This is a genomic window from Streptomyces sp. NBC_00038 (genome assembly GCF_026343635.1).
GTDB lineage: Bacteria > Actinomycetota > Actinomycetes > Streptomycetales > Streptomycetaceae > Streptomyces.
This window is the reverse complement of sequence record NZ_JAPELQ010000001.1, coordinates 6,626,542-6,640,238: the sequence shown is the minus strand read 5'-3', so window position 1 is coordinate 6,640,238 and position 13,697 is coordinate 6,626,542. Positions and strand designations below refer to the sequence as shown.

Sequence of the window (13,697 nt, the reverse complement as noted above, 5' to 3'; positions counted from 1 at the left end):
GAGGCCGTCACTTGCCCTGTCCCTTCCGGTACGGCAGACCGTCCGCCTTGGGCATGCGCAGGCGCTGCGCCGACAGCGCGAGCACGAGCAGCGTGATGACGTACGGCGTGGCGGAGACGACCTGGTTCGGGACCTCGTCGGTGAGGGCGTACCAGAGGAACATCAGGACACCGATGACCAGGGTGATCACGGCGGGCACGTACTTCTTCCTGATCGCCAGCCAGATCGCGCCGATGAGCAGCAGGATGGCCCCGAGCAGCAGCAGCGCGTGGACGTTCTCGGAGCCGCCGCGCAGGTTGAGGCTGTCGGTGTAGCCGAACAGGCCCGCGCCCAGGGCGAGTCCGCCCGGCATCCAGTTGCCGAAGATCATCGCGGCGAGACCGATGTAGCCGCGTCCGCTGGTCTGGCCCTCCAGGTAGAAGGGGTTGGCGACGGTGGAGAGGAAGACGCCGCCGAGGCCGGCCAGACCGCCGGAGATGATCACGGCGATGTACTTGTACTTGTAGACGTTGACGCCGAGCGACTCGGCCGCGATCGGGTTCTCGCCGCAGGAGCGCAGACGCAGGCCGAAGGGCGTGCGCCAGAGGATCCACCAGGTGGCGGGGATCAGCGCGATGGCGATCAGGGTCAGCCAGGAGACGTTGGTGACCAGGCCGCCGAGCAGGCCCGCGACGTCCGAGACGAAGAACCAGCCCTTGGAGTTGAGGGTGGTGAGCCAGTCGGACAGCCCCGGCACCGTGAAGCTGCCGAGTGAGTCGACCGGCGGGGACTGCTTGGCCGAGCCGCCCTGGACGCCCTCGAAGGCGAGCGGGGCGAGGTAGCGGGTGACGCCGAGGGCCAGGATGTTGATGGCCACACCGGAGACGATGTGGTTGACGTTGAAGGTGACGGTGACGATCGCGTGCAGCAGACCGCCGATGCAGCCGCCGATGATGCCGACCAGGATGCCGGTCCACGGGCCCCACTGGTAGCCGGCCCAGGCACCGAACCAGGTGCCGAGGATCATCATGCCTTCGAGGCCGATGTTGACGACGCCCGCGCGCTCGGCCCACAGACCGCCGAGACCGGCAAGGCCGATCGGGACGGCCAGTTCGAGGGCGGTCGACATCTGGCTGACGTTGGTGATGCCGTCGGCGCCGGTGATGATGCGGACGATCGAGGTCAGCGCGAGGCCGCCCGCGATGACCAGCAGGAGGACGGGGAGCGACAGCCGGCGGCCGCCGGGGGGCGCGGTCTCCAGCGAGGGCTGGTTGACGTCGGTTGCGGTGGTCATCGGCCCGCCACCTCCTTCTCGGTGTTGTTGGAGGCGCCGAGGACATGGCCCGCGGCCAGCTCCGCGCCGACGCGACGCTGCTGGCGGCGCAGACCCCACTCGCGTACCCACTCGTAACTGACGACGACCGAGAGGACGATCAGGCCCTGCATGATGACCGCGATCTCCTTGTCGTAGCCGTTGTAGTCGAGCTCGGGCGACGCCTTGTCCAGCCAGGCCCACAGCAGGGCCGCGAAGGCGATGCCGGTGGGGTTGTTGCGGCCGAGGAGGGCGATGCCGATGCCCAGGAAGCCGATGCCGGTCGGGAAGTTCAGGCTGTACGTGTGCGAGTCGCCGAGCAGGATCGGCAGGCCCGCGAGGCCGGCCAGACCGCCGGAGACCAGCATGGCGGTGAGCACCATGCGCTTGGGGTTCACACCGCTGGCCGCGGCGGCCGTCTCCGAGGCGCCCGAGGCACGCAGGTCGAAGCCGAAGCGGGTCCGGTTGAGGACGATCCAGTAGCCGATGCCGAGCAGCGCCGCGAGGACGACCAGGCCGTAGATCTCGCCCGAGTCACCCATGTCGAAGCCGGGCACCCAGCCGGACTTGTCCATCTCGCCGGTGGTGTTGTTGTTGCCGACCTTGACGCCGAAGACGTTCGGCAGCCAGAGGTAGGCGATGACGGAGGTGGCGATCGCGTTGAGCATGATCGTCGCGACGACCTCGCTGACCCCACGGGTGACCTTGAGGACACCGGCGATGCCGGCCCAGAACGCGCCCGTACAGACCGCGGTCAGGATGAGCAGCGGGACCTGGAGGACGGCCGGCAGCGCGACATGGGCGCCGACGACCGCGGCCATCATGGCGGCGAGCTGGTACTGGCCGTCCACACCGATGTTGAACAGGTTCATCCGGAAGCCGATGGCCACCGCGAGGGCCGCGATGTAGTACATCGAGGCCTGGTTGATGATCAGGACCTGGATGTCGCTGTACGTGGCCTGCTCGAACATGAGCGTGTACGGCTCGATCGGGTTCTTCCCCGAGGCGATCAGCACGACCGAGGTCAGCGCCACGGCCACGACGAGCGCGATGACCGGTCCGGCCACCGCGAGGAGCAGGCGCTCCTTGTCGAACTTCTTCATCAGCGGGCCTCGTCTTCCGGGGCGTCCGGGGTCTCTGCCGTGGTCTCGGCTTGATCAGCGGCTTGCTGGGGCTCGGCCTGTTCGGCCTGCTCTTCGAGCTCCACCTGCTCGGCGAGCTCTTCGTTCTCCAGGTGTCCGGTGGCGGCGCCGGTCATGGCCGTGCCGAGCTCCTCCGGGGTGATGGTCGCCGGGTTGGCGTCGGCGACCAGCTTGCCGTTGTAGATCACCCGGAGGGTGTCGGACAGGCCGATCAGCTCGTCCAGGTCGGCGGAGATCAGCAGTACGGCGAGACCTTCGCGGCGCGCCTCCCGGATCTGGTCCCAGATCTGGGCCTGCGCGCCGACGTCCACACCGCGGGTGGGGTGGGCGGCGATCAGGAAGCGCGGCTTGGAGCTCATCTCGCGGCCGACGATCAGCTTCTGCTGGTTGCCGCCGGAGAGGGAGGCCGCCGTGACGTCGATGCCGGGGGTGCGGACGTCGTACGCCTCGACGATCCGGCGGGTGTCGGCCTGGGCGCCCTTGATGTCGAGCCAGACGCCCTTCGCGTTGGGCTTCTCGGTGACGTGGCCGAGGATGCGGTTCTCCCAGAGGGGGGCCTCCAGGAGCAGGCCGTGGCGGTGCCGGTCCTCGGGGATGTAGCCGATGCCCTGCTCGCGGCGCCTGCGGGTGGCCCAGGAGGTGATCTCCTCCTCGGCCAGCGTGATGGTGCCGGAGTCGGCGCCCTTGAGGCCGATGAGCGCGTCGATCAGCTCGGTCTGGCCGTTGCCCTCGACACCGGCGAGGCCCAGGACCTCGCCCGCGTGGATGGTGAAGGTGATGTCGTCGAGGAGGGCCTTGCCGCCGGGGGCGACCAGGCGCAGGTCGGTGACGGTCAGGACCGGGCGGTCGGTGACCGTGGACTCCGCCGTCTCCGGGGTCGGCAGCTCGCTGCCGACCATCAGCTCGGCGAGCTGACGCGAGGTGGTCTGGGACGGGACGGCGGTGCCGACCGTCGTACCGCGGCGGATGACGGTGATGTCGTCGGCGACGGAGAGCACCTCGCCCAGCTTGTGCGAGATGAAGATGACCGACAGGCCCTCGGCCTTGAGCTCGCGCAGGTTGGCGAAGAGCCCCTCGACCTCCTGCGGGACGAGGACCGCGGTGGGCTCGTCGAGGATGAGGATGCGGGCGCCGCGGTAGAGGACCTTGAGGATCTCCACGCGCTGGCGGTCGGCGACACCGAGTTCCTCGACGAGGACGTCGGGGCGCACACCGAGGCCGTACCGCTTGGAGAGGTCCAGGATCTTGCGGCGGGCCTTGCTGCCGATGCCGTACAGCTTCTCGCTGCCCAGGACGACGTTCTCCAGGACGGTGAGGTTGTCGGCGAGCATGAAGTGCTGGTGGACCATGCCGATGCCGCGCGCGATGGCGTCGGCGGGCGAGGAGAAGGTCACCTGCTCGCCTTCGACGGCGATGGTGCCCTCGTCCGGCTTCTGCATGCCGTAGAGGATCTTCATCAGCGTCGACTTGCCGGCACCGTTCTCGCCGACGAGGGCGTGCACCGTGCCCTTGCGGACGCTGAGGTGGATGTCGTGGTTGGCCACGACGCCGGGGAACCGCTTGGTGATCCCGGCGAGTTCGACTGCGGTCACCTGACCGTTGACCGCGCCGGCCGGAGGGCTGCTGGACGCGTTGATGGCGCACTCTCCTGAGGGAAAGGGGGTCGTCTACGCGCGTAGCGCCCCTACGGCAACATAAGGGGCGACGCGCCGCGAGAACGGGATACGGAGAGCCAGACTTCCCGTACCCCGTTGAGCGGACGTAACCCCGCGGTTACTAAGCAGCTCCGGGGAAGAGCGGGTGGGCCCCGTGGAGCCCTCCTGAACTTCCCCGGAGCCGCTCAGCGGTCCTGAGGTCCTGCTCGTCAGCTGGTCTTGACCTTGATCTCGCCGCTGATGATCTTTGCCTTGGCGGCCTCGACGGCATCCTGGACAGCGGTGTCGTTCTTGAACTCCGGGTTGGAATCGGCCAGGCCGACCTCACCGGACTTCAGGTCGCCCCGAACGATACCGGTCTCCGGCTTGCCGTCCTCGACCGACTTCGCGAGGTTGTAGACCGCCTTGGCGACGTCCTTGGTCGCGGAGGTCAGGATGGAACCCTTGTACGCCTTCAGGGCTTCCTGCTTGTACTGGTCGGAGTCGACACCGATCGCCCACACCTTGGCAGCGGAGGCGGCCTCGATGACACCCTGGCCGGACAGACCGGCCGCCGCGTAGACGACGTCGGCCTTCTTCTCGATCTGGCCCTCGGCGGCCGTCTTGCCCTTGTCGGGGCTGGAGAAGCCGCCCTCCTCGGCGGTCTGCGTCAGGTACTGCGACAGGACGGTGACCTTGGAGTTGGTGTCCTTGACGCCCTGCTCGAAGCCCGCACCGAACTTGTGGATCAGCGGCACGTCCACGCCGCCCACGAAGCCGACGGTGTTGGTCTTGGTGGCCTTGGCGGCCGCAACACCGGCGAGGTAGGAGGCCTCCTGCTCGGAGAAGACCAGGTCCGCGACGTTCGCCGTCTCGACCGTGGAGTCGTCGACGATGCCGAAGGTGGTGTCGGGGTACTTCGCCGAGGCCTCCTTGATGGCCGGCGCGTAGGCGTAGCCGATGCCGATGACCGGGTTGTAGCCCTGCTTGGCCAGCGAGACCAGGCGCTGCGTCTTGTCGGCGTCCGTCTCACCGTCCGTGGGCTCCACATCGGCGGTCTTGTAGCCGAACTCCTTCTGCGCCTGCTCCAGACCCGCGTACGCGGCGTCGTTGAAGGACTGGTCGCCCTTGCCGCCGACGTCGTACGCGATGGCGAGACCCAGGTCGCCCTTCGACTCCGACGAGCTCGAAGAGGTCGAGGTGCCGCCACAGGCGGACAGAACGAGGGCGAGAGACGCGGTCGCAGCGCCTGCGAGCGCGATGCGGGGAACCCGGCGCATGAGTTGTGCTCCTGTCGTACAAGCGCCTGACGGAACGGCTCGGCGCTGGCTTCGCCGCAGATTAACGCGCGTAGACCAACTAGAAAACCCCTTCTGTCCACCTTGTTATGCGGCTGTGCCCGACGGCGCTCATTTGGTGGGTCGAGCCTTGCCGACCGCAAAGGTGCGGTGGCGGTGGGTGACCTGCGGCGCGGACACGGAAGCGGGCGGGTACCTTTCGGCACCCGCCCGCTCCGTGTGACTTTGATCCTGTTCGCCCGTTCGGGCTCGGCGGCGGACGTCAGCCCACCGCCACGGTCACTACTCGGTCTTGACCTTGATCGTGCCGTCGATGATGCCCGCCTTGGCCTTGGCCACGGCGTCGGTGAGACCGGCGATCTCCGCCATCTTCGGGTTGCTGTCGGCGAGACCGACGCCGTCCACCTTCAGGTCGAAGGTCTGCACACCGGTCAGCGGCTTGCCGTCCTTCACGGACTTGGCGAGCGAGTACACGGCGCCACCGACGTCCTTGAGCGCGGAGGTCAGGATGTAGTCCTTGTACGAGGCGAGGGCTGCCTGGTTGTACTGGTCGGAGTCGACACCGATCGCCCAGACCTTCGCCGCGGCGGCGGCCTCGATGACGCCCTGGCCGGACAGACCGGCGGCCTGGTAGACCACGTCCGCGTTCTTCTCGATCTGGCCCTCGGCGGCCGCCTTGCCCTTGTCGGGGCTGGAGAAGCCACCCTCCTCGGCGGTCTGCGTCAGGTACTGCGAGACGACCTTGACCTTGGAGTTGGTGTCCGTGACGCCCTGCTTGTAGCCCGCCTCGAACTTGTGGATCAGCGGGATGTCCACGCCGCCGACGAAGCCGACGGTGTTGGTCTTGGTGGCCTTGGCGGCGGCGACACCGGCGAGGTACGAGGCCTCCTGCTCGGCGAAGACCAGCGACGCCACGTTGGCGCCCTCGACCACGGAGTCGACGATGCCGAAGGTGGTGTCCGGGTACTTGCTGGCGACGGCCGTCAGCGCGGGGCCGTAGGCGAACCCGATGCCGATGACCGGGTTGTAGCCCTGCTTGGCCAGCGAGGCGAGCCGCTGCTCCTTGTCGGCATCGGTCTCACCGTCGGTGGGCTCGATGTCGGCGGTCTCGTAGCCGAACTCGGCCTTCGCCTTCTCAAGGCCCGCGTAGGCCGCGTCGTTGAAGGACTGGTCGCCCTTGCCGCCGATGTCGTAGGCGATGGCGAGGCCCTTGCCCCCGCTGCTCGCACTGCTGCTGTCGTCGCCCGCTTCGTCACTGGTACCGCCACAGGCAGTGGCCGCGAGTGCAAGCGACGCGACCCCCACCGCGACGCGGGTCAGTCTGGATATCCGACGCATCTGAAGGTTCCCCATTCTCCAAAGCCCCGCAGTGGGTGCTGAGTTCGGCGCACAGTAACGCGCGTAGACCGTTCAGGGAACGGGGTTTCGCTTGGCCGTTATCCATTCGTGCCGATGGCCGGTTACGTCCTTGTGAACTATGGGGCCGAAAGGTGCACTTGAGGACAGAGCGCCCACTGTGGTGGTGACGATCCGTGTGCGGATCGCGAGTATGCGTGACTGGGCAAGCGGTTATGGGTGTCTGGTCCACCACGCTACGACGGAGGGGTGGAGGGCGCTACCGGAGTGACCGGAATCAGCCGTCGGGGCGCGACCGCGGAGGGTCGCGCCCGTCGCTTCAGGCCCGGCGCCGGAGAGGGTCGCGCCCGCCCTTCGGGCCCCGGCGTCGGAGAGCTTCACGCCCGCCCCCGCAGCCCCCGGAGAACGTCACGTCCGTCCCCTCAGGCCCCGGCGTCCGAGCGAGGCACCCCGTCCAGCAGAGCCGCCGCGGTGAACAGCTCCACGCCCACCGTGATCGCCGACTCGTCGGCGTCGAAGTCACCCTGGTGCAGATCGCGGGGTGCGCGCTCGCCGGGCGTGCGGACGCCGAGCCGGGCCATCGCGCCGGGCACGTGCTCCAGGTACCAGGAGAAGTCCTCGCCGCCCAGGCTCTGCTCGGTGTCCTCGATGGAGTGCACCCCGCGCCGGGCGGTCATGGCGTCGCGCAGCAGGTCGGTGACGGCCGGGTCGTTGACGACCGGCGGAACGCCCCGGATGTAGTTGATCTCGGACTTCGCCCGGTACATGTTCGCGATCTCGTCGATCGCCGCGTGCACGAGGTCGGGCGCGGCCCGCCAGGTGGCGAGGTCCAGGCAGCGCACGGTCCCGGAGAGCTCGGCGTGGTTCGGGATCACATTGCAGGCATGCCCGGATTCGATGCGCCCCCAGGTCACGGCCAGCCCGCTGCGCGCGTCGGTACGCCGGGCGACCAGGCCGGGCACGTCGGTGGCGACACGGGCGGCGGCGGTGACGAGGTCGGTGGTGAGGTGAGGGCGCGCGGTGTGGCCGCCCGCGCCGTCGAGTGCGACTTCCAGCCGGTCGCACGCGGAGGTGATCGCGCCGTGCCGCAATCCGATGCGCCCCGCGTCGACCTTCGGGTCGCAGTGCACGCCGATGATCCGCCCGACGCCTTCGAGGACGCCCGACTCGATCGCGTCGGGGGCGCCACCAGGGAGTACTTCCTCCGCGGGCTGGAAGATCAGCCGTACGGGCCGCGGCAGCCGCCCCTCGCGGTGCAGCTCGGCGAGGACGAGACCGGCGCCGAGCACGACGGACGTGTGCACGTCGTGTCCGCAGGCATGCGCGCGATCGGGCACGGTCGACCGGTAGGCGCAGTCGGCCTTCGTGTCCGGGATGGGCAGCGCGTCGATGTCGGCACGCAGGGCGAGCAGGGGGCGTACGCCGTCCCAGTCGCCGATGTCACAGATGAGCCCGGTGCCGATGGCGAGCACGCGCGGCTCCAGGCCCGCCAGCTCCAGGCGCGCCTTGAGCGCCGCGGTGGTGCGGAACTCCTGGTTGCCGAGCTCGGGGTGCATGTGCAAGTCGCGGCGGAACGCGACGAGTTCGGCGCGCAGCGCCTCGGGCAGCGCGCCGGGGAGCACGGCTTCCCCGGGGAGATCGGCCTCGGACTCTCGGGACATGACTTCGTTCACCCTCTGAAGGGTAGGGCGATCGGGCGGCCAACTGACCCACGATCAACAAAACTTCAACCCGTTAGGGGAAGAAAATCTGGCCGCACGGCGCATACACAGTGAATGGGATGGGTAAACTCACCCGGCTTTCCGGGCGATTGGATCTTGAACCGTTCCGCCGAGGGTCTCCCGCGGACTCCCGAGTGGAAACGTCCCATGTGCCCGAGCCCATTCCCGTACTCGCTCTCCACGGTCTCACAACCCTCCCCGTGATCCCGGAACCGTCACCGCCACGCGGAGGTGTCGACACGGACGGTGACTGTCGGGCGCCCGGGCAACCAAATCCGCCGAACCGGTGGTCTGGGGGGCGAGGGGGTGCGGAATGCAGGTCGAGGAAGACGCCCAGTTTCAGGCCTTCGTGAGAGCGCGGTGGACCCATCTGGTGCGGACCGCCTATCTGTTGACGGGTGATCCGCACGACGCGGAGGACCTGACGCAGACCGCGCTGGCCAAGGCCTACCGGTCCTGGCGGCGGGTGCGGCGCAGTGACAGCCCGGAGGCGTACGTCCGGCGCGTGCTGGTCAGCTGCAACAGCGACCGCTTCCGCAAGCGGCGGGTCACCGAGCGGCTCACCGCGGCGCCGCCGGAGCGGGCGGGGCAGGACGACGCCGTCTCGCGGGCCGACGAGCGGAGCGTGCTGATGGCCGCGCTGGCGGGGCTGCCGCCGAGGCAGCGGGCGGTGGTCGTCATGCGGTACTGGGAGGACCTCTCCGAGGCGGAGACCGCCGAGGTACTGGGCTGTTCGCAGGGCACGGTCAAGAGCCAGGCGTCCAAGGGGCTGGCGAAGTTGCGTGAGTATCCGGGGCTGGCGCGGGTCATGGACGCGCCAGGACCCATGACGTTCGAACGGGGAGGCAGCCGGTGAGCCGGGACGAGAACGAGGTCGTGTACGAGGGCTGGGACCCTTCCTGGGGGTCGAAGGGCTCGAAGCCGGGCGGTGGATCACCCTCCGGTCCGGGTCTCGACGCCGACTCCGCTCCAGGCCGATTCGAGGCGCAGCTGAGGGAGTTGCTGGCCGAGGACGCGTACGCCATCGCGCCCTCACCCGCTCCCTGCGCCACCATCCAGCGGCAGGGCCGCACGAGCAGCCGGCGGCGTGCGGCGGCCACCGGGGTCGTGCTGGTGACCCTGGCCGCCGTGCCCGCGGGGGCGTACGCCTTCGGAAGGACGGACAGCTCACCGGCCGGCACGGACACGGTGGTGGGTACGGCGTCCCCGACACCCAGCGCGCCCCCCACCGCAACGTCCCCATCCCCATCCCCGTCCGGTCCCGCCGGCCCGGCCACACCCGGCCAGCTCGTCGACGGCATCACCTTGTCCCGGGCCGCGGACGGTCTGGACGCGTGCATCGCCTACAACAGCGGCATGGGCTTCTCCCAGACGGACCTGGGCACCGCCGCCGACTACCGCATCCTCCTCGCAATGAACAGCACCGGGGACGACAACGCCCCCGGCGACGGCATCTTCGTCGTGGCGGTCAAGGAGAAGCCGAAGTCCGAGTCCGAGCAGATGCGGGTCATCTGCAACGTGAAGGACGGCAAGGCGAGCGGCATCAACATCAGCGGCTCGGACGCCGGCCCGGACACCGGCCACGTCGTCCCCGACATGAACGGCGGCAAGCTCTACAAGCAGACGATCATCACCAGCAACGGCTGGAAGCTGCCGTTCCGCTGGGGCAGCATCGGCACCGTCGACTCCTCGGTGGCAAAGGTGACCGTCACGTACGGCGGCAGCACGAGCGAGGCCGCCCTGGACCACGGCTGGTTCGCCGCCACCGGAATCCTCGAACAGCAGGTCACCGCGGCCCCTCGCATCAAGGGCTACGACGCCGACGGCAAGCTCGTCTACGACTCCGACCAGGACAAGTTCTACGCGAAGACGTTGTCGTAGGGTGTCGGGGCGGGCGCCGGACGGATCAGGCCTCGTGCGTGGCCGTCCGCCGGTCGAGGAGCAGTAGGGCCGTCACGGCGGCGGCCAGCAGGGTCAGGGCCAGCAGGGCGGGGACGACCGCGACCGCCGGGCCCGCGCACAGGAGGACGAGGCCGCCGGCGACGAGGATGGTGGACGCCCGTCCGGTGGTCCGGAGCAGGATTGCCGCGGCTGCCAGGACGAAGATGCCGACGCCTCCGGTGAGGGCCCAGGCCACGACTCCGTGGAGCGGTTCCGACAGGTCGTAGTGGTCGGTGTCGGCGACCTGTTGGAGGGCTTTCTTCATGCCCAGGGCCGTGAGGACCACGCCGGCCACCAGAGGCAGGTGGAGGAAGGTGTAGACGTCGCGGGCGAAGCGGGTGCGGTCGTCGCCCTCCAGGGCCGCGAGGTGGTGCTCGGCGGGCTCGCTGAGGCGGCGGAAGTACAGGCGCCAGAGGCCGGCGACGACCAGTAGGCCCGCGGGGGCCGCGAGGAGTACCGGGGCGTTCAGCGGGAGTCCGGACACCCCGACGCCGATGGCGACGATCGACTCGCCCAGGGCGATGATGACGATCAGGCCGTGGCGTTCGGAGAAGTGCCCCGGCGAGGCCACCCGCCAGCCCGAGGATCCGGTGACGTAGATGCCGAGGTAGTCGATCAGCACCGCGCCCAGCCAGATCAGGATCTGGGTGATCCCGGTGAAGGCGCTGCCCACCAGGAGCAGCGCGAAGGGCGGCGCCACCGAGAGCAGGGCGGTCCGGCGGAGGGTGGCGTGCAGGGCCTGGTCCTCGCGGTCGGAGAGCCAGTACGTGACGAGGTGCAGGATGCGCACCGCGCCGTAGCAGAGCACGAAGACGAGGGGTGCGGGCAGGCCGCCCGGTGCGTCGGCGTAGACCTCGGGCACCGTGAGGGAGACGACGAGGACGACCGCCATCACGGCGATGAGCACCCCGAACATCGGCCCGGAGTCGGCCCGTACGACATTGCCCAGCCAGGCGAAGCAGCACCAGCACCACCACAGCAGTGCGAGCACCACGCCCGCGCCGAGCAGTCGCTGTGCCGTCGGATCGGCCGCCATCAGTGCGGTGACCTGGGTGATCGCGTACACGAACACCAGGTCGAAGAACAGCTCCGCCGGTGTCACCCGGTGGCTGTCCCCGGTTGCCGCCATCCGCGACCGTTCACTCCGTGTCACCACGGTCCCCCTCCCCCGCCCGTGTACCCCGCGGAACAATACCCAGGGCTCGGGCGGGAGCGGGTCAGACCGCCGTACTCGCCGACAGCCGGGTCACATCCCTCGCCGTCCCCGTGACCCCCGACAGGAACCCCTGCGCCCGGGGCGAGGCGTGCTCCGTGAGCCAGGTCGGGTCGATGTCGCAGACGGCGACGCGCACCTCGGTGCCGGCCAGGGCCAGCGGCAGGGTGTGGACGACGGTGGACGGGAAGCTGAGGATGGTGCGGCCGATCGGGCCGCGGCGGGCGATCAGTTCGAGGGGGAGGTCCGGGCGGACTATTTCCAGGCCCGTTTCGACGGCCAGGCGGTGGAGTTTCTCCGTGCTCTCGCGGCGGTGGGCGAAGTAGCGGGTCGCGCCGTGGGTCTTGGCGAGGGTGCGGACCGCCTCCAGGTAGTGGTCCGCGTCGACCACGCCGGTTTCGACCAGCGATGTGCCGACGAGGTCCGCGCCCTTGGTGATGCGGGGCGGGCCGAAGCGGGCGCGGGTCCAGGAGAAGTCGTTCGGGGTGAGGCGGACGCCTTCCGGGGCCGAGTCGATCGGCATCGAGGAGAAGACCTCCACCGAGCGTCTCTCGGAGGGGGTGAGGCGGCGGCGGGCCGAGGCCGAGACCGGCGCGAAGAGCAGGTCGCGCGGGCCGGGGCGGCCACCGCGCCGGTGCCAGCGCACCAGGCGTTCGCCACCGGCCAGTTGGGCGACGAACTCCATCGTCGCCGTGCCGTCGTCCACGACGACCAGTTCGCGGGCCTTCGTGATCGTCAACAGCAGTTGTACGTAACGGGAGAACGGGTCTCCCATGACGATGCGGTCGGCCTTGCGCAACAGCGGGGCGAGGCCGCCGATCGTCTGGAAAGGGGCCGCGGTGCCACCGCGCGCCTCCTCCCAGCGCACCTCGTAGCCCTCGTCACGGGCCAGGTCCGCCATGCGGCGCAACTGGCCGCGGGTCATCGGGTCGTTGGGAGAGAGGACGACGAGCGTGAGCCCCGCGCCGGGCGGCCCGGCGGCCCCCCCGGCCGGCGCCCCGACGGGCGCCGGAGAACTGTCCTGCTCGGGCCGGAGGGTATAGGCGTACGCCCACTCCAGCACGTTCAGGAGCTGTACCGGACTCTCGACGAAGGCGAGAGTGTGGGGGCCGGCGGAACCGGCGCGGGGGCTCATCGACGTACGACCGTCCCGTCGTAAGGGTTTCAGACCGAGACCGGCTCGCCGGCCGCGTCGGCGATCTCCGCCTCCGCGACGACGCCCGTGACGCGGCGCAGCTTCTTCATCGGGCCGAGCTCGGACTCGTAGACCTTCTTGATGCCGTCACCGAGAGAGGCCTCAATGGTACGGATGTCACGCACGAGGCGCACGAGGCCCTGCGGCTCGACCGAGGCGGCCTGGTCGGAGCCCCACATCGCGCGGTCCAGGGTGATGTGGCGCTCGACGAAGGTGGCGCCGAGGGCGACCGCCGCGAGGGTGGTCTGCAGGCCCGTCTCGTGGCCGGAGTAGCCGATCGGGACGTTCGGGTACTCCGCCTGGAGGGTGTTGATGACGCGGAGGTTGAGCTCCTCCGCCTTCGCCGGGTAGGTCGAAGTGGCGTGGCAGAGCAGGATGTTGTCCGAGCCGAGGACCTCGACCGCGTGGCGGATCTGCTTCGGGGTGGACATGCCGGTGGAGAGGATGACCGTACGGCCGGTGGCGCGGAGCGAGCGAAGGAGCTCGTCGTCGGTCAGCGACGCGGACGCGACCTTGTGGGCCGGTACGTCGAACTTCTCCAGGAAGGCGACGGCCTCGGTGTCCCACGGGGACGCGAACCAGTCGATTTCCCTCGACTTGGAGTACTCGTCGATCTGGCGGTACTCGTCCTCGCCGAACTCCACGCGGTGGCGGTAGTCGATGTAGGTCATGCGGCCCCAGGGGGTGTCGCGCTCGATGTCCCACTGGTCGCGCGGGGTGCAGATCTCCGGGGTGCGCTTCTGGAACTTCACGGCGTCGCAGCCGGCCTCGGCGGCGGCGTCGATCAGCTTGAACGCGTTCTCCAGCTCACCGTTGTGGTTGATGCCGATCTCGCCGACGACGTAGACGGGGTTGCCGGGGCCGGCGGTCTTCGAACCGAAGGTGCGCAGACGGGAGTTGCTCATG

General features: G+C 69.5%; 11 protein-coding genes. 2 read left to right on the top strand and 9 right to left on the bottom strand.

The window, feature by feature from the left end; all coding sequences use genetic code 11:
• Positions 1-7: 7 nt before the first annotated feature.
• From OG219_RS30195 to OG219_RS30170, 6 genes are all read right to left on the bottom strand, one after another.
• Positions 8-1,273 carry an ABC transporter permease gene (locus tag OG219_RS30195; protein WP_266831728.1) on the bottom strand — a complete coding sequence of 422 codons (1,266 nt, stop codon included), beginning with the start codon at positions 1,271-1,273 and terminating at the stop codon, positions 8-10.
• Complete coding sequence (locus tag OG219_RS30190; RefSeq protein ID WP_266831726.1) at positions 1,270-2,394, bottom strand: ABC transporter permease; 1,125 nt, start codon at positions 2,392-2,394, stop codon at positions 1,270-1,272. The genes OG219_RS30195 and OG219_RS30190 overlap by 4 nt, the downstream gene beginning before the upstream one ends.
• Positions 2,394-4,025, bottom strand: coding sequence for an ABC transporter ATP-binding protein (locus tag OG219_RS30185; RefSeq protein ID WP_266831724.1), 1,632 nt, complete (start codon positions 4,023-4,025; stop codon positions 2,394-2,396). The genes OG219_RS30190 and OG219_RS30185 overlap by 1 nt, the downstream gene beginning before the upstream one ends.
• A gap of 272 nt (positions 4,026-4,297) precedes the next feature.
• Positions 4,298-5,347: a BMP family protein gene (locus OG219_RS30180; RefSeq protein ID WP_266831722.1), complete on the bottom strand. Its 1,050-nt coding sequence runs from the start codon at positions 5,345-5,347 to the stop codon at positions 4,298-4,300.
• Positions 5,348-5,647: 300 nt separating this feature from the next.
• The gene (locus tag OG219_RS30175; RefSeq protein WP_266831720.1) at positions 5,648-6,703 is read right to left on the bottom strand and encodes a BMP family protein; all 1,056 of its coding nucleotides are present in this window, start codon (positions 6,701-6,703) and stop codon (positions 5,648-5,650) included.
• Between the two features lie 440 nt (positions 6,704-7,143).
• Complete coding sequence (locus OG219_RS30170; RefSeq protein ID WP_266831718.1) at positions 7,144-8,382, bottom strand: amidohydrolase; 1,239 nt, start codon at positions 8,380-8,382, stop codon at positions 7,144-7,146.
• Positions 8,383-8,755: 373 nt separating this feature from the next.
• On the opposite strand from OG219_RS30170, the gene OG219_RS30165 reads away from it, so the two are divergent.
• Positions 8,756-9,298, top strand: coding sequence for a SigE family RNA polymerase sigma factor (locus tag OG219_RS30165; protein WP_266455456.1), 543 nt, complete (start codon positions 8,756-8,758; stop codon positions 9,296-9,298).
• Positions 9,295-10,323 (top strand): hypothetical protein, encoded by a 1,029-nt coding sequence (locus tag OG219_RS30160; RefSeq protein ID WP_266831716.1) that lies wholly within the window; start codon positions 9,295-9,297, stop codon positions 10,321-10,323. The genes OG219_RS30165 and OG219_RS30160 overlap by 4 nt, the downstream gene beginning before the upstream one ends.
• 25 nt (positions 10,324-10,348) lie before the next feature.
• Here OG219_RS30160 and OG219_RS30155 read toward each other — a convergent pair whose 3' ends face one another.
• The 3 genes from OG219_RS30155 to OG219_RS30145 form a co-directional block, all read right to left on the bottom strand.
• On the bottom strand, positions 10,349-11,512 hold the full coding sequence (locus OG219_RS30155; RefSeq protein WP_266831714.1) for a low temperature requirement protein A: 1,164 nt from the start codon (positions 11,510-11,512) through the stop codon (positions 10,349-10,351).
• Between the two features lie 88 nt (positions 11,513-11,600).
• On the bottom strand, positions 11,601-12,731 hold the full coding sequence (locus OG219_RS30150; protein ID WP_266831712.1) for a hypothetical protein: 1,131 nt from the start codon (positions 12,729-12,731) through the stop codon (positions 11,601-11,603).
• 29 nt (positions 12,732-12,760) lie between these two features.
• On the bottom strand, positions 12,761-13,696 hold the full coding sequence (locus OG219_RS30145) for an N-acetylneuraminate synthase family protein (protein WP_266831710.1): 936 nt from the start codon (positions 13,694-13,696) through the stop codon (positions 12,761-12,763).
• Position 13,697: the final 1 nt, after the last annotated feature.

Excerpts from the sequence above, each read along its gene's own strand:
- OG219_RS30195 (WP_266831728.1), bottom strand. The coding sequence starts at position 1,273 with ATGACCACCGCAACCGACGTCAACCAGCCCTCGCTGGAGACCGCGCCC.
- OG219_RS30190 (WP_266831726.1), bottom strand. The coding sequence starts at position 2,394 with ATGAAGAAGTTCGACAAGGAGCGCCTGCTCCTCGCGGTGGCCGGACCG.
- OG219_RS30180 (WP_266831722.1), bottom strand. The coding sequence starts at position 5,347 with ATGCGCCGGGTTCCCCGCATCGCGCTCGCAGGCGCTGCGACCGCGTCT.
- OG219_RS30175 (WP_266831720.1), bottom strand. The coding sequence starts at position 6,703 with ATGCGTCGGATATCCAGACTGACCCGCGTCGCGGTGGGGGTCGCGTCG.
- OG219_RS30170 (WP_266831718.1), bottom strand. The coding sequence starts at position 8,382 with ATGTCCCGAGAGTCCGAGGCCGATCTCCCCGGGGAAGCCGTGCTCCCC.
- OG219_RS30165 (WP_266455456.1), top strand. The coding sequence starts at position 8,756 with ATGCAGGTCGAGGAAGACGCCCAGTTTCAGGCCTTCGTGAGAGCGCGG.
- OG219_RS30155 (WP_266831714.1), bottom strand. The coding sequence starts at position 11,512 with ATGGCGGCAACCGGGGACAGCCACCGGGTGACACCGGCGGAGCTGTTC.
- OG219_RS30150 (WP_266831712.1), bottom strand. The coding sequence starts at position 12,731 with ATGAGCCCCCGCGCCGGTTCCGCCGGCCCCCACACTCTCGCCTTCGTC.
- OG219_RS30145 (WP_266831710.1), bottom strand. The coding sequence starts at position 13,696 with ATGAGCAACTCCCGTCTGCGCACCTTCGGTTCGAAGACCGCCGGCCCC.